The sequence below is a fragment of the bacterium genome (assembly GCA_013360195.1).
Classification (GTDB): domain Bacteria; phylum Electryoneota; class RPQS01; order RPQS01; family RPQS01; genus JABWCQ01.
Genome location: JABWCQ010000006.1, coordinates 103250 through 122272, shown reverse-complemented (window position 1 = coordinate 122272; position 19023 = coordinate 103250). Strand labels below are relative to the sequence as shown.

Annotated in this window: 18 protein-coding genes; all 18 read left to right on the top strand. The window is 53.9% G+C overall.

Annotated elements, in window-relative coordinates; genetic code table 11:
• Positions 1 to 9 precede the first annotated feature (9 nt).
• The 18 genes from HUU59_06275 (at position 10) to HUU59_06190 (ending at position 19020) form a co-directional block, all read left to right on the top strand.
• Positions 10 to 1305: a dicarboxylate/amino acid:cation symporter gene (locus tag HUU59_06275; GenBank protein NUO19040.1), complete on the top strand. Its 1296-nt coding sequence runs from the start codon at positions 10 to 12 to the stop codon at positions 1303 to 1305.
• A 254-nt stretch (positions 1306 to 1559) separates the two neighbouring features.
• Positions 1560 to 4880, top strand: coding sequence for a hypothetical protein (locus tag HUU59_06270; protein NUO19039.1), 3321 nt, complete (start codon positions 1560 to 1562; stop codon positions 4878 to 4880).
• 225 nt (positions 4881 to 5105) lie between these two features.
• Positions 5106 to 7865, top strand: a complete 2760-nt coding sequence (locus HUU59_06265) for a hypothetical protein (GenBank protein NUO19038.1) — start codon at positions 5106 to 5108, stop codon at positions 7863 to 7865.
• Between the two features lie 253 nt (positions 7866 to 8118).
• The gene (locus tag HUU59_06260; GenBank protein ID NUO19037.1) at positions 8119 to 9657 is read left to right on the top strand and encodes an aldehyde dehydrogenase family protein; all 1539 of its coding nucleotides are present in this window, start codon (positions 8119 to 8121) and stop codon (positions 9655 to 9657) included.
• Between the two features lie 79 nt (positions 9658 to 9736).
• Positions 9737 to 10213 carry a hypothetical protein gene (locus HUU59_06255; protein NUO19036.1) on the top strand — a complete coding sequence of 159 codons (477 nt, stop codon included), beginning with the start codon at positions 9737 to 9739 and terminating at the stop codon, positions 10211 to 10213.
• Positions 10210 to 10680, top strand: coding sequence for a hypothetical protein (locus HUU59_06250; protein NUO19035.1), 471 nt, complete (start codon positions 10210 to 10212; stop codon positions 10678 to 10680). Before HUU59_06255 ends, HUU59_06250 begins: the two co-directional genes overlap by 4 nt.
• A gap of 15 nt (positions 10681 to 10695) precedes the next feature.
• Positions 10696 to 11115: a DUF937 domain-containing protein gene (locus HUU59_06245; GenBank protein ID NUO19034.1), complete on the top strand. Its 420-nt coding sequence runs from the start codon at positions 10696 to 10698 to the stop codon at positions 11113 to 11115.
• 81 nt (positions 11116 to 11196) lie between these two features.
• Positions 11197 to 12540: a hypothetical protein gene (locus tag HUU59_06240; protein ID NUO19033.1), complete on the top strand. Its 1344-nt coding sequence runs from the start codon at positions 11197 to 11199 to the stop codon at positions 12538 to 12540.
• 2 nt (positions 12541 to 12542) lie between these two features.
• Entirely contained in the window at positions 12543 to 13031 is a 489-nt protein-coding gene (locus HUU59_06235; GenBank protein ID NUO19032.1) for a DinB family protein, read from the top strand.
• 4 nt (positions 13032 to 13035) lie between these two features.
• The gene (locus tag HUU59_06230) at positions 13036 to 13509 is read left to right on the top strand and encodes a DinB family protein (GenBank protein NUO19031.1); all 474 of its coding nucleotides are present in this window, start codon (positions 13036 to 13038) and stop codon (positions 13507 to 13509) included.
• Between the two features lie 4 nt (positions 13510 to 13513).
• Positions 13514 to 13798, top strand: coding sequence for a helix-turn-helix domain-containing protein (locus HUU59_06225; GenBank protein ID NUO19030.1), 285 nt, complete (start codon positions 13514 to 13516; stop codon positions 13796 to 13798).
• A 38-nt stretch (positions 13799 to 13836) separates the two neighbouring features.
• Entirely contained in the window at positions 13837 to 14286 is a 450-nt protein-coding gene (locus HUU59_06220) for a hypothetical protein (protein NUO19029.1), read from the top strand.
• An 8-nt stretch (positions 14287 to 14294) separates the two neighbouring features.
• A complete protein-coding gene (locus HUU59_06215) occupies positions 14295 to 15113 on the top strand; it encodes an alpha/beta hydrolase (protein NUO19028.1) in 819 nt (272 codons plus the stop codon).
• A gap of 128 nt (positions 15114 to 15241) precedes the next feature.
• Positions 15242 to 16591 (top strand): L-lysine 6-transaminase, encoded by a 1350-nt coding sequence (locus HUU59_06210; protein ID NUO19027.1) that lies wholly within the window; start codon positions 15242 to 15244, stop codon positions 16589 to 16591.
• An 88-nt stretch (positions 16592 to 16679) separates the two neighbouring features.
• Positions 16680 to 17396, top strand: coding sequence for a 16S rRNA (cytidine(1402)-2'-O)-methyltransferase (gene rsmI / locus HUU59_06205; GenBank protein ID NUO19026.1), 717 nt, complete (start codon positions 16680 to 16682; stop codon positions 17394 to 17396).
• A gap of 22 nt (positions 17397 to 17418) precedes the next feature.
• Positions 17419 to 18162 carry a TIGR04255 family protein gene (locus HUU59_06200; protein ID NUO19025.1) on the top strand — a complete coding sequence of 248 codons (744 nt, stop codon included), beginning with the start codon at positions 17419 to 17421 and terminating at the stop codon, positions 18160 to 18162.
• Positions 18163 to 18241: 79 nt separating this feature from the next.
• The gene (locus HUU59_06195; GenBank protein NUO19024.1) at positions 18242 to 18649 is read left to right on the top strand and encodes a hypothetical protein; all 408 of its coding nucleotides are present in this window, start codon (positions 18242 to 18244) and stop codon (positions 18647 to 18649) included.
• Complete coding sequence (locus HUU59_06190; GenBank protein NUO19023.1) at positions 18649 to 19020, top strand: HEPN domain-containing protein; 372 nt, start codon at positions 18649 to 18651, stop codon at positions 19018 to 19020. The genes HUU59_06195 and HUU59_06190 overlap by 1 nt, the downstream gene beginning before the upstream one ends.
• Positions 19021 to 19023 lie beyond the last annotated feature (3 nt).

Sequence of the window (19023 nt, the reverse complement as noted above, 5' to 3'; positions counted from 1 at the left end):
GGAAACGTCATGTCATTGCACAAGAAGATATTGATCGGCTTAATCGTCGGCATCGTCGGCGGAATGATTGCAAATCTGACGATAGGGGACTCGGCGGGTCTTGACAAGGCCATCCGTTATTTTTTCTCCCCTGTCGGACAGATATTCCTGCGGCTGATTTTCATGACGGTGATACCACTTATCTTTTGTGCATTGGCGCTGGGAGTTGCCGAGCTGGGAGACGCGAAAGCCCTGGGTCGAATAGGGATACGGACGTTTGCATTTACGGTTGTGGCGACGTCAATTTCCGTGCTGGTGGGGATAACAGCGGCAAACTGGATAGAGCCGGGTGCGGGACTGGACGAAGGTGCGCGGGAATCCTTGATGCAGGCAATGACAGGCAAGACAGTCACGTCGGCAGTCGAGAACGCGGGCAAGAGCAAGGATTGGGTGCAGACGATACTGGACATCATACCGCGCAATCCGTTGGCCGACGCAGCCATGGCGTTTGAAGACGGGTATCAAGGCGGCGGGATTCTGGCACTGATGTTCTTTGCGCTGTTCGTGGGCGTGGCGTTGGCCTTGGTGCGCTCGGAGCGGACAAGAGTATTTGAGGAGTGGCTGAGCGGATTCTATGAAGTTGTGATGAAGATGATTACACTGGCGATGAAGCTTGCGCCTTACGGCGTGGCGGCGCTGGTGTTCAGTGTGGTGGCAAAACTTGGCGTGGATGTGGTGTTTATCCTGGGGAAATTCGTGGCCGTTGTACTGGGAGTGCTGGCACTGCAGTTTTTCGGAGTCTACGGATTTGTGCTGCGGTTTTTCGTGAAGGTGAATCCGTGGAAGTTTTTTCACCGAATGCGGGACGTGATTCTTACGGCATTCTCGACGAGTTCATCCAATGTGACTTTGCCGACAGCATTGCGGGTTGCGGAAGAGGAGTTGAAGCTTCCGCCGAAGATATCGCGATTCGTGTTAACACTCGGCGCGACGGCCAATCAGAACGGAACGGCGCTGTACGAGGGAATCGTCGTGTTATTTCTGGCGCAATTTTTCGGAGTGGATCTGTCCATCGGCCAACAGGCGACGGTCGTGTTTGCAGCGATTATCGCGGGAATCGGCACTGCCGGAGTGCCCGGCGGATCCTTGCCTGTAATAGTCTTGATACTTCAATCGGTGGGAGTCCCCGGTGAAGGAATCGGCATCATCCTCGGTGTGGACAGAATTTTGGATATGTCAAGAACCGTCATCAACGTTACGGGCGACATGACGTGCGCGGCCTATGTCGCCAGCGCAGAGGGAAATCCGGTGATGAAGGACGAGTGAAGGCAAACAGAGAGTATAATTCTGGACGAACCCCTCGAGAATTCGAGGGGTTTTTGTTTGCCTCTCTTTTTGTCACAAGCGGTACAAAGTCGGCGGGACCGGGTTAGAACTGACATTTCAAGTGCCATAGATATCAAGGGGTTTACGCAAATGACACGAATTTGGATATTTTTTTCGTTTTGCCCTGAATGGCTTGCGAATTCATGGAAGTGCGGCTATTTTTCAATATCGATAACCTAATGGGGAGAGCGGTCATGAATTCTCGGATAATTTGGCTGGGAATGATGGGATTGCTGCTGGGTCGCGAGCCTATGATTCAGGCAGAGCAGTCTGCGGATAGCCGGACACAGCAGGTGAAGCAATTGTACCAAGAAATGGCCGCGGCAAGCAGCGATGCACTGTACAATGACCTTCGCACGCAGCTTAATGAGTTACTGCAGGCAGACAGCAGGCGGCAGCCGCAGGGTCGGCTTGACCAGGGTGGTGAAGGCTGGTGGGATGCAACGCTACTGCCTCCGGATCCGTCCATTTCTGCAAGCGGCACAACGGTTGGGTATCAAAATGATTTCAACGTTGCGGATTTGGAATATCCGCCGAATCCGTGCTGGGAAGGATATTTCGACCAGTTTGCGACTTGTTCCGGTCCGGATGTAACGTATCTTTATACAGCGCCGTCAACGGGAAGTTACAGAATATCGCTTTGCAGTTCGGATTATGATACCGGGCTGCTTATCTATGTTCCGAGCCCCGGTCCGCCGGAAAATCCAACGGATTTGCTGTGCGGAAACGACGACTTCTGCGGTGTGACCGGATTCCAGTCAGAAATTCCTGCGCTTCCACTGATTGCAGGTCAGCAGATTTTGATTGTCGTGGACGGCTGGGGGGGCAATGAGGGTATTTACGAACTTGTCATACAACCGGCAGAACCGGCTCCGCCGAACGATTTGTGCGCCGACCCTTTGTTCCTGGAACCGTGGACGGCCGTAACAGGATTCACAACCGACGCAACCTATGACGACGTGCCGGACTGCGGGACGTCTATTTCCGCTCCGGGTGTTTGGTATGTGACAGTTGGAACAGGTAACACGATGACCGCGCACACATGTTTTGGTGCGGACTATGACACGAAGATCAATGTGTTTTCCGGGACGTGCGACGCACCGGTTTGTGTGGCCGGAAACGACGACGTTTGCGGCCTGAGCAGCTCGGTTAGCTGGTGCTCGGTTGCGGGTGAACAGTACTTGATACTGGTTCAGGGTTTCGGCGGGCAGACCGGAAGTTTCACGCTGATGCTGGAAGACGACGGCGTGCCGTGCACGGGCGTGGATGATGTCTACACCATTCCGGAAGTTTATCTTGAACGCGACATACTGGTCGGGCAGGAAATCACGCTGCTTGCGTTCGCCACTCCGGAAGGATCGTTAGTGCATGACTTTCAGATTTATACCATAACGCGGAAGCAGCCGCAGTTCCATACGATGGTTCTTGATGGCGGGATTTCCATCGACCCATTTCAACAGCAAGGCGCCTGGCTTGAACTGCGAGGAATCGTTGGTGAACAGCTTACAGACCCGGTATTTGGGTGGGATTTGCTGTTTACGCCGATAGCAATAGCCGTTTTATCGCCGGCGCTCCCTACCTTGATCGATAACTGGCGCGACTCAGTGGCTTGGACACCGAGTGCGACGTGCGATACATGCAAGTTTGCAGTTTTGATATCAGGCGGCTGGCAAGGCCGAAGTGCGGTAACGCGCGGTTCAACAGGTGGTTCAAACCGTGCAGACTATTGGGACGACCTGGCGGATTTTTATTGCTACAAGCGTTCCCACGAATGGTGCGAGAACCGGACGAAAGTATTTTATTATAAAGGTGCCCGCCCGACAGGCCATACACGAATGAATGACATTCCGGCGGGAGTTGTTGACTCTTGCTGGGAAGCGAAAATCAAGGCGCATTTCACCGCCCTTTCGTCTCAGATAGCGGCATGCAAACGCGCGGGCAAGTGCCCGATGGTGGAGGTAGTCGTCTCGAATCACGGTGATCCGAACAATGGAGGAAATCAGGGGGGAATCACAATGGTTCATTCAGCGAACGGCGGAGACACCCTGTACACAGGACGCGAGTTCCGGCAGAGCATGCAGCAGCTGGTGGATTCGGGGCTGTGCAACCTGGATGTGGAGTTTGGTCAGTGTTTCAGCGGTATTATGGTGAAGGAAATTCAGGACAGTTTGGACACGAAAGGCTGTAATGTCACAGCATCCGCAGCGACAAATGACCAGAATTCCACCATCAGCAATCCAGGAGACGGAGGCTATAATTACTGGCTTAATGCAAAGTGCTGCGCGCTTAGCATGGGCAGAAGTCTTCAGGAAGCAATCAACATTGCAAATCGCACCTATGACCAGGTGCTGCGCAATGACGCATCCGCTTCAGGGGCAACGGCTCAGGCGCAAGATGCAATTGCGGCTGATCCGACGAAGTCTCCCCGCACACGTGCACGCGCCGCCGCCGCGGCTGCACAGGCGAGAGCCGACTCCGCTGAATCCGCGGGATGGGTCGGAAAGCAGACTTATTTCCGGTCTTTCAGTTTGCCAAAACGCTGCAAGTCCGATACAATTCAAGTAACACCGGGCGGGCGCATTGATCTAAAATTCAGCGGTCCGGCCAGAAGTTGCGGGAATTGCGAAGTTCTGTGCCAGGATACGACCGGCAAGTGGATACGATTGTCGCAATGGAATTGGAATGTCCCGGGTTCCGCAGGCTACGTGAATGGACAGAATCAGCGGCGGATTGACTCAGGTGGGGCGAGCAACGGCATCTATGTTGTACACAGCCGCAGTGATTCGTTCAATGTCAAAGCGACATCAACCAATCCGCCCTTGCCACCGGCGCTCGACACCAGTCCGTCAAATCCGGAGACGTTTGCGGGATTCGCCGTCGGATGGACGTCAGGGAATTCGGATGAATTTGGTTCGATAGTCGCCAATAGTCACACGATTCAGAATACCGATGACGACGGATTCGACCTGACCACAGCGCCGAAGTTCATAGGTTCCGGGGGAGTGGAAAACTTGTTTGCCGAGTACACGATTCCTGTTGTGACCTATTGGTGGGAAGATATGCAGGTATATGTCGGGATTGTCAATGGAGTCGCGGGAACAGAAATTTTCGTCGAGTCTCCCGGCTATGAACACACAACCCACAATGCGTTGCTGTCGGGCGGTGCAGAGGAGATTGTGTTTGGACTGGGCAGCCCCTCATCAGCGGGTGACTACAGCCTGCACTTGTTTGCCAGCGGTCCGATAGAACTGGACTATTGGGGGCTTGAGTCCGCGCGTTCGACGGGCATTCCACCGGCGGTGTCGGACCTGACCATCCTGCGAATTGGCGACGACATTCATCTGTTCTGGAGTGCTGTTCCTGTTGCGGTGAGCTATATCGTGCAGCGGTCGCCTGATTTTGGCGGACCTTGGAGCGATGTGACCACAGTCAATACTCCGGGATATGTTCACGCGAATCAGGCAAACGCACCGGAAACTCAAGTTTACTATCAAGTGATTGCGGTCGGACCGTAATCCGAGAAGACTGGGGAGAGGCAACGGGGCGGCACTCCATCGGAGTCCGCCCCGATTCTGACTCTTGCCGACTATCAAGCACCGCATTTAGGGGCATATTGGAAGGAAGATTGGAGAATCATTCACAGATAGAGGACCATTTGCAGGCGCTTCAACGAAAAGGATGGAGTCACTAAACTGCCAGTGCTGGGGCCTCCGCACGGGCAAGAAAGACAGGGGCATGTTATGGCAAGTCTCAGGAGGATTTTGGGGCTGGGCATCGGCATTCTGATTTTGATGGCGCCTTTTTTCAGCAAAAAAAACACAGTTTGCGTGGGTTACTTGGAAACCGCCGCGGCCAGTCAGGCCAAGGCGGTTTTTCAATGGAATGCGGAGGGACTCTTCGAGGCGGGAATCCAATCGGCCGAAGACACACGAATAACCGAGATTCTCGCGTTGAAGGCGCAAGGTCAATCGGATGCTATCGCGGCACTCTATGCAGAGCTGCACGAGCAAATCCGGCAGCCCGAGCACAGGCTTGACCAGGGAGGCGAAAATTTTGTCAGCGCAACACTGATTCCGGTCATACCGTATAACGACGCCGGAAGCACCGCAGGGGCAATTCATGACTATGATACGAATTTCGGCGGCTGTCCGGTGTCGGCAGCTCCGGATGTTGTGTATCGATACGTTCCGCCCGTTGCGCAGCAGGTGGTCATAGAGCTGTGCGGCTCAAGCTATGACACAAAACTGATGGTGTTCCAGAACAGCAGCGCGAATCCGGTTGCCTGCAACGATGACGCGTGCGGGCTAAGTTCGCGAGTGGTTGTTGGGATGTTACCCGGAATCAACTACTACATCGTCGTGGACGGGTTCAGTGCATCTTCGTTCGGCCCGTATGTCATCCAAGTGCGCGAAGACACTCCCTGTGATGTTGTGGTACCGCCGCACGCGATTACCGAGTGCGCTTTTGAAACTCCGGGACCGACGCATTACAAAAAGGACTGTAACGGCGGCTGCAATAACGAGACTGTGGATGGTCAATACAACCTCGATCGCTTCGACGGAATATGCTCGGGGGCGATGGTGTCAGGACGGAGTTTTACCTATGTGTCCGACGGCGGTTTGAATTATCGCGACACCGATTGGTTTCTGTTCAAGATGACCATGCCGGGACCTGTGAACCTGATGGCACAGACGGAGTTTCCGGCGACGATCGGCATTGTGAATTTGGATGACTGTGTCGCGCCGTCATTTGTCCAATCCACAAACACTCCTCCCTGCACACCGGCGAATCTCGCTGTTCCGTTGCTGAATCCGGGAACATACGCAGTCTTCATGGCACCTTCGGTGTTTACAGGAGTTGAGACACCGCTCGAATACACACTCGAGGCAATTTATCCGACACAGCCGCCCGTATGCGCGTGTCCGAATCAGGAGGCGGAGCCGAACGACGATGCCGAACGATCAACAGTGATACCGGGACCCAGTATCACACTTTGCGGTGAGATTGCCTGTCCGATGGACGGCGACTACTATGTATTTCAAGTACCGTTTCCGTCGGCACTTCGAGTCCATTTGCGGGGCAGCGCGGCGAATGGCAGTTGTCCGGCGGGTCAAGGGCTGCATCCATACTGCGAAATTGTAACTGAAGATGGCCGCGAAATCGCGTTGTGCGGAGATCAGACCAATCAGGCCACGTGGTTTGATTCGGATTTCAAGTTCGGACCCTATCGGTATTACTTTCATGTCGGGGGCGCGAACTATACAACAGGGCCGTACGAGATAGAAATCGAGATGATTCAGTTGTCGCTGGTGTCCTGCAATCCCATTACCGTTACGGCTCAGCCCGACAACGGCGGCGTGCGGCTGCGCTGGTTTGGCGGCCTTCTTCCGTCGGACATGGTGCGAATAGAATACCGCGACAACGCCTTCGATCCGTTTCAAACGCTGGTTGATGTACCACCGATTCCAGCCGACTTCTTCGATCCGGGCAGCGAACCGTTCAGGGAGTATCAGCTGCGAGTGCTTGGCGGTCGCGAGCCCGAACTTGTGCGGCCTTGGGTGGGATCGACGATCGGACTCGGAGAATCCACCGGACCGAACGGGGAATACGCTGAAGTTGGCGAATACACCGTGGACCAGATCGAGTGGGCTGTCGGGCCGGACAATGTCGCAATTCAGACGGTGCTCAATGCAACCGGTATTGGTCCGTCCGCGGGAAACATGCTGCTGCAGGATCGGCGCGATCTGTACAACCAAGGTTATTCTCCCATCAACGGATTCGCAGGACACTGGATGCATATTGACGGGCGGAAGGTGTTTGTTGAGCACGCAGCTTTTGCTCGTGATCCTGTGCAAGGCGACGTTGGAGTGATTGACGGCCGCGGCTGGAATGAAACGATGGACACGCTGATGTTCTTTGGCAATCAGCAGGTCTATTTGGAGCCGAACAACGGCGGAGTTTCCGCGGCATGGTTTGGCTGGCTGTGGTGGGGGTGGTGGGACGACTGGTTCTGTCCGAGCATCTGCTGCCGTTTGAAGAGCATTGCGTTCTGCACGTCAACGGGAGCAGGTGCCCCGCCAGCGTGTACCTCGCCGCCACTGACGCGGTGCCCATGCAATCCGGCCTGCTGGCTGGGCTGCCCGTGCGACCCGCCTGTACCTCCTGACCCGGCCTTCTGTTGCCCGCCGATTGGACCCCCGACGCCCTCATATCCGACGGGGTGCTCAGGATGTACGTTCGTCCCGTTTATCGCTCCGGTGTTTACGATTATCTATTGTCAATGCGCTGCCGAGCCTTCACCGCCCATGACAGGCAGGTGCTTCTTCATGATTTTCGTGAAGTGCAAGACCTATTGCCCGTGCCCTGACCTGTTCAACATCTGCGGTTGTGCAGTGACACCCTGTCCCGGTCCTTCGGCTTGGACGCTGGTGCCATTCGTCACCTCTGCCATGCGGGCGGCCTGCAAGACGAATTGCGTCCTCGGCGGTCCCGGCTGCTAATCACGACGCAGTTTTCAACCAAAACGGGGCGAGCCGGAACGTGGTTCGCCCCGTTTCTGTTTTGCGGGGTTGGCCTCTGCCTCGCCACGGGGCGTGAATTTGAACGTAAGCTACTGTTTTTATAGTTATAAAGGAGGTAAATGCGGGTTGACTCTGGGGGTTTAATTTCGTAGTATTTAGAGCTATAGTCAGCTTTGAATTATCCGGGAGGTTCAGGACTTCCCTTCAAGAATACAGGTCAGGAGAAATTAGCGTGGCAACAGCGACAGATAAGAAGAAGAAGGTCAGCCCAAACGGCGGCAAGAGCAAAACGAAAGTTTATCAGAATTTTATCGCGGGCAAATGGTGCGACGGTTCCAACGGCGAAATCATTGAGAATCGGAATCCGGCGCAATGGTCGGACTTGATTGGCACATTTCCCCACAGCCCGAAGGAAGATGTGGACCGTGCAGTGAAGTCGGCGCAGAAGGCTTTCAAGACATGGCGGCTGGTTCCCGCACCGCAGAAGGCCAAGCTGTTTTACAGACTTGTGGACATTCTGAACGAGCGCAAGGAACAATACGCGTTTGACATGACGCGCGAAATGGGCAAACCCATATTCGAGACTCGCGGCGATGTTCAGGAGGCGATTGACACCGCAGTGTACGCCGTGGGAGAAGGTTACCGCATGTTCGGGAAGACGGTACCGTCGGAATTAAATAACAAGTTTAACATGACGATTCGCATGCCGATTGGGGTGTGTGGATTGATTTCGCCGTGGAATTTCCCGATGGCCATACCGTCCTGGAAGATTATTCCGGCGCTGATGTGCGGGAACACCGTGGTGTTCAAGCCGGCCGAAATGACTCCGCTTTCCGCGCACAATTTGGTCGAGGCAATTCTGGACGCGGGCTTCCCGCCGGAAATCATAAACATCGTTCACGGCTCAGGCAAGGAAGTGGGCACACGTATCGTGTCTCATCCGGACATTCCGGTGATTTCGTTCACGGGGTCATCGGCGGTGGGCAAGGTGATTGGCCGGGAAGCCGCGGGCATGTTGAAGCGGGTTTCGATGGAGCTTGGCGGCAAGAACGCGCAGATAGTCATGAACGACGCCGATATCGATCACGCGGTGGACTGCGCGATTTGGGGCGGCTTCGGCACGACGGGACAGCGCTGCACGGCGACGTCGCGCGTGATTTGCGAAGAGGGAATTCACGATTTGTTTGTTGAAAAATACATCAAGGCGGCCAAGAAACTGAAAATCGGCTACGGCAATGACGAAGGCATCACCATGGGGCCGTGCGTGAGCGAAAGCCAGCGCAAGACGGTGATGGAGTATGTCGAAATCGGCAAAAAGGAGGGCGCAACCCTCGCCTACGGCGGCAAGGCTCTGACGAAGGGTGAGCATGCGGACGGCTGGTTCCACGAGCCGACGATTTTCACCGATGTCAAGCCGACGATGCGCATCGCGAAGGAGGAGATATTCGGGCCGGTGGTATCCGTGCTGAAGATCAAGACGTTTGACGAGGCTCTGAAGGTCTGCAACGACATCGAATACGGCTTGTCGAGCGCGGTGTTCACGAAAGACGTTGACCGTGCGTTCCGTGCCTTCCGTGATATCGAGAGCGGCATAACGTACATCAATGCGGCGACTATCGGAGCGGAAGCGCATATGCCGTTCGGCGGCATGAAAGCCACCGGCAACGGCCACCGCGAAGGCGGCTGGGAGGTCTACGAATTCTATTCAGAGACCAAGGCCTGTTACATTGACTACTCAGGCAAGCTGCAAAGAGCGCAGATTGACGACTGACCAGCGCAGGCGCTGGACCCAATGATTCCCTGCGGCGCGTCTGCGCCGCGGGGAAGAATGCAACCGATAACCGACACGAATGCTTGTTGCCTACTACCTTCGACTGTTCCACTTTGATCATTGGGCAAACCTTGAGGTTGTTGCTTCACTTGGGACGTGCCCGCAGGTTCCGGAGAGTGCAGTAGCCCTCTTAAGTCACTATTTGCAGGAGCAATGGGTTGCTCACGGACTGCTGACCACCGGAGAAGCCGCCGACCGCAATGGATTGAAAGACCTTTCTCTGAGCGAGTGTATCGCAGAGATTGGAAAGCTCGAACGGACGTGGAGAGAATATCTGACCGGAAAGTCGGACGCCGATTTTGAATCGAGCTTTGAGTATATCAATGCCGCCGGGAAGCCGACACAGCGCTTTGTGAGCGATTTGCTGACGGACATTGTGGATCACGGGACGTATCATCGCGGGCAGATTGCAACTCTCGTGCGCGCAAGCGGCGGCGAACCGGCGAAAACGTGGTTTACAAGATGGGTCAAGGAAACCGCGCGCGGAATGAAATGAAGGAATTTCTGCTCGACCTCATCACTTTCAGCACATGGGCGAACGGCAAGGCTGTCGAATCGTTGAAGTCCTGTCCGGAAGTACCGGAAGCCGGTTTGATCCGGTTGTCGCACATTCTGGAGAACAACTGGTATGTGTATGACATCATTCACGAGCACGATTTGCAGAGATGGAATGACGACAGGAACTACACGCTTGCGGAATGCATCGATGAGATCCCGAAGATAGAGGCGGCCTACAAGCAGCTGCTTAGCGGAGCGACCGGGTCCGACTTGAATCGAACGGTTCGGTATACGGACATCCGGGGCAACAACGTAGAGCGCAGAATTTCGGATTTGATATTTCACACGTTTGATCATTGCACCCACCACCGCGGGCAGATCGCGATGATTGTCCGTCAGGCAGGCGGCGAACCTGCGCGGACGTGGTTCAACAGGTGGATTGCAGAGACCGGTTCGCGGTCTTAATCAAAGGAGCACGGTATGGATATGATGGATTTGCTGAAAGGCGCGAACAGCATTCTTGGTGATAAGTCGGGTGAGGTGAACATTGGCAACCTCGCGGGTTCAGTTTTAGGCATGATGTCGAAGGACAAAGGCGGCATCGGCGGACTTCTGGAGCAGTTTCAGAACAACGGACTGGGCGATGTGGCCAAGTCATGGGTGAGCACGGGAAACAATTTGCCGGTATCTCCGGAGCAGTTGCTCGGTGTATTCGGTCAGGAGAAGGTCAGTGCGCTGGCCGAAGAGTCCGGGATGGACTTACAGAAGTTCCTGCCGATTTTGACGGCGGCGCTGCCGGTAATTGTTGACAAACTTACTCCCGACGGAGAGGTCAACGACAAGAGTGCAACAATGCTCGAACAGGGATTGGGACTGCTGAGCATGTTTGCAAAGAAATAGGCTTCGCGGTTTGCTGACCGTAAAACAGCGCTTTATTTTTGGCCTTATTTGTCTTGTTACTTTGAAATTATGAGGGCCGCGATGCGTACGATTATCTTGCTTGCCGTGATGTTGGGAAGTACGCTGATTGCCGTGGGCGAGGAAGTAGCCGTGCCGCTCGATTCCACAGGGAAGATCTTTGTCATAACGACCGAATTGGAGAACAAGCTTGGCTTATTTCCCGATTATGCCGGATTTCTGGAAGCAAGAATGTATCGGGGCAGCGACGGCACCTATGTTCTCGAAGTGCTGGAGCAAACGGATTCGAGCATTGTACGCAAGCGGATTCCGCAAACACAGCATCAAGTGGATGAATTGCGGAAGCAGGTCAGCATCGCGATATCGCAGCGTTCGCCGCAATCCATGTTTGACCAGAGCGGCCGCGGCGGGCTGATTGTCAATAGCGCGATACTCTCGGCCGGATTTTACGGCTGGTCGGTACCAGTTGCCACAAAAGCAGATGGTTCGGGAGCCGCCGCGACATATTTTTTTGTGACGGCACTTGGAGTGCTCATCCCTTATTTCGCGAGTGAAAATGCGAACGTCACCCGCGCGACGGCAATGATGGATTTCTACGGCGGTTCGCGCGGCATTGCACACGGCGTGGCGCTCTATTATGCCACAGACCCGAGAATTGACAGCGAGCGCGCTCCGTACGGCTGGGCAACGTTGGTCAGCATTGGCGAACGGCTTGCTTTGAATCAATGGGCCGCGAAAACAAATATGACAGAAGGCAAAGCCGCAGTCATCGGGGTTTGCGGAGACTTCGGGCTGGGGCTTAGTGCCGCATTGGCCGCCGGTCATGACTTGTGGAACGGCGAGCATCAGAGCGAAGCGGGCACGCTGGTGCTTGGCGGTTCGCTCGCCGGAATGATTGCCGGAACACAGCTTGCCGACCATGGTCATTACACCCGCGGCGACGCCTACGTACTGCGCGGAGTGGGAATTCTGGGAGCGGCGATACCGGCCGCGATAGCCGATGCCACAGATCAGAATGGCAAGACAGCGGCAGATTTGGCGATTGCCGGCTCAGTGTTAGGTTTAGGAGTCGGAGACTATTTGCTGCGCAACAGGGATTTCACCAATGCTCAGGGTTTGACGGTTTTGTTCGTTGAGTTTGGTGTTGCCACGCTGGCCACCGCGGCGGTAATTGCCGGCGAGCCGAATGACTCTGCTCCTTTTTCGATGGCGGCGGCATTCGGCGGAGCGGCGGGTTTTGCGCTCGGTTATGCCAATGCGAGCCGTTCAGCGCGCACCATCCGGCATTCCGAGAAATTCGATTTTCAGATCAATCCGCTGCCGCTGATGACCGAGCTTCCCGAAAGCGAGGATGCGGCGGTGAATCATCGTGCACATATGGCCGTGCATATCAGCTATACATTCTGACCATGAACGAACTGGCATCACACCTGAAGCAAATTCAACGGGCATTTGAAGGTGAGGCGTGGCACGGACCGTCGCTGATGGAAGCATTGGACGGCGTGGATTGTCACATGGCCAAACGCCATCATGTGCAAGGTGTTCATTCGATTTGGGAAATTGCGCTGCACACGGTCGCTTGGAAGCGCGCCGTGACACATTGGCTGGAGAGCCGGGAGTTCACAGTTGACGAGGCGGACAATTTCCCGAAACCTGAAGAGGGCGACGACGCAGAGTGGGAGCACGTCTTGAACGCACTGCGGGTTGCGCAGGCGGAGCTTTTGGCCGTAGTGGCGCGTTTAACGAATGAGAAGCTCTATCAATCTCCTCCGGGGCGCGAAACGGTCTATTCGGATTATCTGTTTGGCATCGTTCATCATGATTTGTATCACGCGGGGCAGATTTCTCTGTTGAAGAAGGCCGCGCAGGTCGAATTCAGCGGCGGAGGCATAAAGTAGTATCATGACGGAAGTACAGCGTCAAATCGAGCTGATGCAGCTCACGTTTGAAGGGGACGAGACCGGCGAAGCGCGTTTCGGCCCGGCATTGATGCATCTGTTGAAGGATGTGGATTCGGCGCGCGCACTGCATCGACCGTTGCCGGACGCGCACACGATTTGGGAGCTTGTACTGCATGTCGTCGCGTGGAAGCGCTATACGGCCATTCGGCTGCGTGACCAAAGGGCGGAAATGAACGAGTCCCTCGATTGGCCGAAACCGACGGAAACCAGTGAAGCGGACTGGCAGAGAACGGTACGCGATCTTCGCGATATTCAGGCCGAACTGATTTCCGCTTCTGCCGCTTTGAAAGACGACCAGCTTGAAACACCTGTAGCCGGCGGCCGCGTTCCGCGCTATCTTGTTTTGCAGGGAATCATGCAGCACGACATTTACCACGCCGGACAGATTGCACTTCTGAAGAAGGCGGCAAAATAGAGACATGCCAAGCGAAGAATATCACACAACCGCCGAAGCGGCCAAACTGCTGAAGGTAAGCCGCAGCACAGTGCGAGTGCTGGCACGGGAAGGGCGGCTTCCGGCAATTCGTGTCGGCAAGCAGTGGCGGATACCCTACGAAGCTCCTGAGCTGTGGCTCTATCGCCAGAAGCAGGCAACGATTCGGGGCAAAGCAAGCTCGAAGAGCGATAGCGGAGCGAAAACAAAACGGTCCGGCTTTGATGATTTACTCAAGGTTGCGGCAGCAATCGGGCTGAAACAGAAGTAACTTCCTCTTCTCCGCCGCGAGCGGGGAAAGGTCTGAACATGCTGAAGTGCATTGATACGTCCCTCCTTTTGACAGCAACGGACACGACACATCCGCTGCATCCTCGCGCTGCCAAATATTTGAAATCGTGCGCCGCCGAGCCGTGGGTTACATGCATCTGTGATGCGAGTCTGGTCAAATGGAGCGAGAGCATAACATCAAGCGTGCTGTGCGCCGCGCCGCTACGGGCAGCCACGGTGCATGCAGCAATTGAATCAATGCTGAAACGCCGCGAGCCGCTAATCCTGTACGGCGATGAGAATATCTTAAAGCGAGCCTTGAAACTTGTGGACAAACATCCCGCATTGAAGGACCGTTTGCACGAGGCGTACATCGCCGCGACAGCGCTGGCGCATGGGGTGAATACGATAGTGACCGCGGACTCCGCTCCGTATCTTGCAGTGCGCGAGTTGACGGTTGAGAATCCCTTTGAAACTTTATTCGCCTGACCGCGCGCGTGGCGAGCTGGTTTGACGTCGCGGGGTTTGCGTTTCAGGAATTTTCCGCTGGAGGCGTGCGCACATTTGCGGTGGTGGAAGGCCGAGCGGGCAGTTTCCCTCTGCTATTGCTCCACCCCACTCCGGCAGCTTCGTTCGTATGGTCCACAACGATACAGGCAATCGGCCGGAGTCGCAGAATCATCGCACCGGACTACCCGGGGTGGGGGCGTTCCCGCAACCGGATTGAGTCGTTGAAACTGCGGTTGACGCGGGATGGACTTCGCAAATGGCTGATAGAAACAGCCAACGCTCAGCAGTGCGACAAATTGGACATCATGGGGCTTGGCGATGGCGCGTGGCTTGCACTTGAGTTTCTGCTTGCGGAGCCTGAACGGGTTCGCCGGCTGGGGCTGTTGAATTTGCCTCTGAAGCGTCATACGGCAGTCAAGCATCTGTTGCCATGGCGAACCGGCGATTGGAATAAGCACCGGCTCGGCAAATGGCTGGAGCGGGAATCGGGGCTGTCTGAGACCAGCCGGCAACTGTTCAAGCCGATGTTCAGCGAACTCCTGGGGGGCGGATGGCACGCTGAGCGTTCGCCGGACTTTCCGCTGAGTGAGTTTCAGAATGAAGTTCAGACCTACCGCAAGATATTGCGCAATTTTGACGGTGAAGTGCTGTTGGGTTGGGGGGCGAAGTCTTCAGGCTACGACGAGCGATTGGCGGCAGAGTTTGCGAACGGCCGGCAGATACTCCTCTGGCACGAGTCAACCAATTTTCCGATGTGGGAGCAGCCCGAGCAGTACGAGCGTGAGATTACGGAGTTTTTAAGATAACATGATATTCGTGCGAATTGATTACCGTGCGCTGACGCAGCGCAACACTGGCTCCACGGACCCTCCGCGGTGAACGGTGGTCTATTGTTTTAGAAGCAAGAACCGTTTAACTGAAAGGAAGGTTTACCATGTCGCACATCACACCGAAAAACGTCCACGAGACGCTGTCCAAATATATGCTTGCCGACGGATTTGATCTGGTCTTTGACCTGGAGAATTCGAAGGGCTCGTACTTCATGGATTCGCGGCACAACCGCAAATTCATGGACTTCTTCAGTTTTTTCGCATCAAGTCCCGTCGGATTCAATCACCCTCGGCTGACGACGCCGGATATGATTGAGAAGCTGGGCAAGCTGGCGGTAAACAATATCACGAACTCCGATCTTTACACGGTGGAGTTCGCGGAATTCGTGGACACATTCTTCAAGATTGCCATCCCGCCGTCATTCAAGCACTCATTCTATGTCGCCGGCGGCTCGTTAGGCATTGAGAATGCGCTCAAGTCCGCGATGGACTGGAAGGTTCGCAAAAATTTCGCCAAGGGCTATCGCCGCGAAATCGGGAATCAGGTGATGCACTTTGAAGAGTGTTTCCATGGCCGCACGGGCTACACGGTGTCCATGACGAATACGGCGGATCCGAACAAGTATAAGTACTTCGCCAAATTCGACTGGCCGCGGGTGGTCAATCCGAAATTGCGCTTTCCATTGACGGAAGGGCACCTCGAAGAAACCGAACGCAAAGAGAAGCTCGCAATTGCGCAAATGAAGCAGCATTTCCACGAACGCAAGGATGAAATCTGCGCCATCATAATCGAGCCGATTCAGGGCGAGGGCGGGGACAATCATTTCCGCACCGAGTTCTTCCAGTCACTTCGCAACCTTGCCAATGAGAATGATGCCATGCTCATCTTCGACGAAGTGCAGTGCGGTGTCGGTTTGACGGGCAAGATGTGGGGCTGGCAGCATCACGGTGTCGAGCCGGATATGTTCTGTTTCGGCAAGAAGAGTCAGGTCTGCGGTTTCATCGCCGGGCCGCGCATTGACGAAGTGGAGGATAACGTGTTCGCCGTGTCTTCTCGTATCAACTCGACCTGGGGCGGGAATCTGATTGACATGTACCGCTTCAAGGTCTATCTTGAGATTATTCGCGACGAGAATCTCGTTGATCATGCGGCAAAGACGGGCGAGAAGGCGCTGTTTATGCTGCAAAGTATTGCAAATGACTATCCGCAGATGGTCTCCAACGTGCGCGGCAAGGGACTCATGTGTGCCTTCGACCTGCCGACGACGTCGCTTCGCAATCGTCTTGTGGACGCACTGTATGAGAACGGATTGTGCATGCTGCCGTCGGGCACGCATTCGATTCGCTTCCGTCCCGCTCTGAATATCTCCGAGGCGGAGATTGCGATGGGCGTGGAGGTCATCCGCAAGTGCACGGGCGAGATTCTCGATCAGGTGCATCTTCAACCTGCTTGATTCGGGCTTTGACAGATTCGAATCGCAGTAACCGTGGAACAGGCCGGGGGCACGCGCGGGCGTGCCCCGGCCTCGTCTTTTTTTCGTTGTGAGCGAGACTTCACAATTTCCTGCCGGCACATTGGCAGTTGTCGCCACACCGATTGGCAATCTGGGAGACATCACGTTTCGCGCGATTGAGATTCTGAAAACGGCGGATGTGCTGTTGTGTGAAGACACGCGGCACTCGAAGCGGCTGCTTGACCACTATGGGATTCAGGTTCCAACGACGAGCTACGGCGCGCACAATCTGAGGACAAAAATGGTCTGGGTGATTGAACAGTTGGCACTGGGCAAGCGCATCGCGCTCATTAGTGACGCAGGAACACCGGGCATCAGCGACCCGGGCACACTGTTGGTCAGTGCGGCACTTGAAGCGGGTTATAACGTGATGACAATTCCCGGTCCGGCGGCCTTGATTCCGGCGCTGGTGCTCTCCGGACTGCGAACCGATAAATTTGTGTTTGAGGGTTTTCTTCCCCACAAGAAGGGCAGGCAGACGAAGCTCAAACAGCTTGCCGACGAACCGCGCACAATAGTGTTGTACGAGAGTGTGCACCGGGTACAGAAAACGCTTTACGAACTTCACGAATATTTGGGCAACCGCAAGGTCGCCGTTTGCCGCGAGCTGACGAAAGTCTTTGAAGAGATTGTGCGCGGGCATTTGAGTGACGCGATTGCGCATTTCGAAAAGCACGAACCGCGCGGCGAGTTTGTCGTGGTTGTTGCGGGTACGGATGACAGTTCTGATCAAGGAAATAACTGATTTATCTCTGAGGCACTATTAGATGGCAGCAAAAGTGGTTTATAGAAAGTCTCCAATTCAGGAAGCAATTATTGAAATCTCTTTCGAGATTGATAGTTCTTGGGATCAAACCGTACCAGGGGTATTGTTTTCCCAAATTGCTGATCGGTACCCGCAACGAAAACAAACTAATCTCTTGAATTTTGAAGTTCGAAAGAGCGATATTGGAATCGCTCCAGTAATGAACCAGCAATCAAGGATACAGTTCTGGAGTGAGGACGGCTTGAATGTAATTCAAGTAGGCGTCGGAAACATCATATTCAACCGACTTCGGCCATACGACGATTGGAGTTCATTTTTAGGACGATTTGAGAAAGATTTCCCTACATTCGTTGAAGTTGCACGACCACTTTCCGTGAAGTCTATAAAGCTGCAATATTTGAACAGGCCTCAAATATTGGTAAACTGGAGCACCGCGAGCGACTATTTTCGAGTCGGCCCTCAGAACCCGTATGAGGCAGCGAAAAAAATGAGGTCGTTCTTATGGGGAGTCGAGTTAGATTGCGAGAGCGACACAATTCTTACGCTTGAGTGCGGAAATGTAGATAGCACCGAGAGTGAGTATAAGTTTAGATTAGATGTCACAGTGGAATCGTCCAAGCCGCGCCCAGTTGACATTAATCAGATAATAGAATGGCTGAACTTTGGACATTCAGAAGCGGAGCTCGCGTTCGAATCTTCTATAACTGAAAAGGCCAGAAAGGAATTCGAATACAATGTATTATGAAGCGACCATAGCTCGACAAAACACCTCTTTGTCGCATGACGTCCAAAAGGCTAAGCGGACACCTGAAACCACTACACGCATGTCTCCGATTGGAAGTAGAATCCGTTCTTCATCCCTTACAACCTCGTCCGTGCTTGGGATAGTAAATACAGCATTTTTGCAAGTTGACTTTGAACCAATTGCATTAAGTACTGCTCACCTTCATTGGGTGGACTATGAATTCATATCATTTTGTACCACCAAAGGTTTGAGCGTAAACGAACTATACTCAGTATTAGATAGTGTAAATCGCTATTTCCCAGGAGCAGTTTCTAAAGAGGCACTACTATATGACCCAGAAGATGAGACCACGCATGCAGTTATATCTGTCCATCTTGACACAAATGTCATTGAAGCGAGAAGAAAGTTGCGAGCTTTTGACAATGAATGGTGGCTACATCAACCTAACAATATTCGCAATACTTTAACAGTAAAACTTGAGTTCTGATGACATTCGATTGGTTACAATATTACTTTTTCGCTCAAGAGCTAATTGGCCAAGACCCTTTAATCGCTATCGGGAAGGAATGCGATAATCGGAACGCTATAAGTCGCGCGTATTATGCGGCATACAATATTGCAAAAAATAAGAGGAGTATTGTATACAAGAATGGAAAGTTTAGCCATGCTCTTGTCATAGAAGAATTCAAGAACTCCTCAAATCCGATTGAAAAGCACGTTGGTGATGAGTTAAGTCGCCTTATTGCAGATCGTGTTGCTGCTGATTATTTTGACTGGAAAAATATCTCCGATAGAAAAGCTGAGAACGCTGTACTAACAGCCGAAGAAATCTTGCGTTCACTTGGTGAGTTGAAGTAGGTA

Excerpts from the sequence above, each read along its gene's own strand:
- HUU59_06275 (NUO19040.1), top strand. The coding sequence starts at position 10 with ATGTCATTGCACAAGAAGATATTGATCGGCTTAATCGTCGGCATCGTC.
- HUU59_06270 (NUO19039.1), top strand. The coding sequence starts at position 1,560 with ATGAATTCTCGGATAATTTGGCTGGGAATGATGGGATTGCTGCTGGGT.
- HUU59_06265 (NUO19038.1), top strand. The coding sequence starts at position 5,106 with ATGGCAAGTCTCAGGAGGATTTTGGGGCTGGGCATCGGCATTCTGATT.
- HUU59_06255 (NUO19036.1), top strand. The coding sequence starts at position 9,737 with ATGCTTGTTGCCTACTACCTTCGACTGTTCCACTTTGATCATTGGGCA.
- HUU59_06250 (NUO19035.1), top strand. The coding sequence starts at position 10,210 with ATGAAGGAATTTCTGCTCGACCTCATCACTTTCAGCACATGGGCGAAC.
- HUU59_06245 (NUO19034.1), top strand. The coding sequence starts at position 10,696 with ATGGATATGATGGATTTGCTGAAAGGCGCGAACAGCATTCTTGGTGAT.
- HUU59_06240 (NUO19033.1), top strand. The coding sequence starts at position 11,197 with ATGCGTACGATTATCTTGCTTGCCGTGATGTTGGGAAGTACGCTGATT.
- HUU59_06235 (NUO19032.1), top strand. The coding sequence starts at position 12,543 with ATGAACGAACTGGCATCACACCTGAAGCAAATTCAACGGGCATTTGAA.
- HUU59_06230 (NUO19031.1), top strand. The coding sequence starts at position 13,036 with ATGACGGAAGTACAGCGTCAAATCGAGCTGATGCAGCTCACGTTTGAA.
- HUU59_06225 (NUO19030.1), top strand. The coding sequence starts at position 13,514 with ATGCCAAGCGAAGAATATCACACAACCGCCGAAGCGGCCAAACTGCTG.
- HUU59_06220 (NUO19029.1), top strand. The coding sequence starts at position 13,837 with ATGCTGAAGTGCATTGATACGTCCCTCCTTTTGACAGCAACGGACACG.
- HUU59_06210 (NUO19027.1), top strand. The coding sequence starts at position 15,242 with ATGTCGCACATCACACCGAAAAACGTCCACGAGACGCTGTCCAAATAT.
- HUU59_06200 (NUO19025.1), top strand. The coding sequence starts at position 17,419 with ATGGCAGCAAAAGTGGTTTATAGAAAGTCTCCAATTCAGGAAGCAATT.
- HUU59_06195 (NUO19024.1), top strand. The coding sequence starts at position 18,242 with ATGTCTCCGATTGGAAGTAGAATCCGTTCTTCATCCCTTACAACCTCG.
- HUU59_06190 (NUO19023.1), top strand. The coding sequence starts at position 18,649 with ATGACATTCGATTGGTTACAATATTACTTTTTCGCTCAAGAGCTAATT.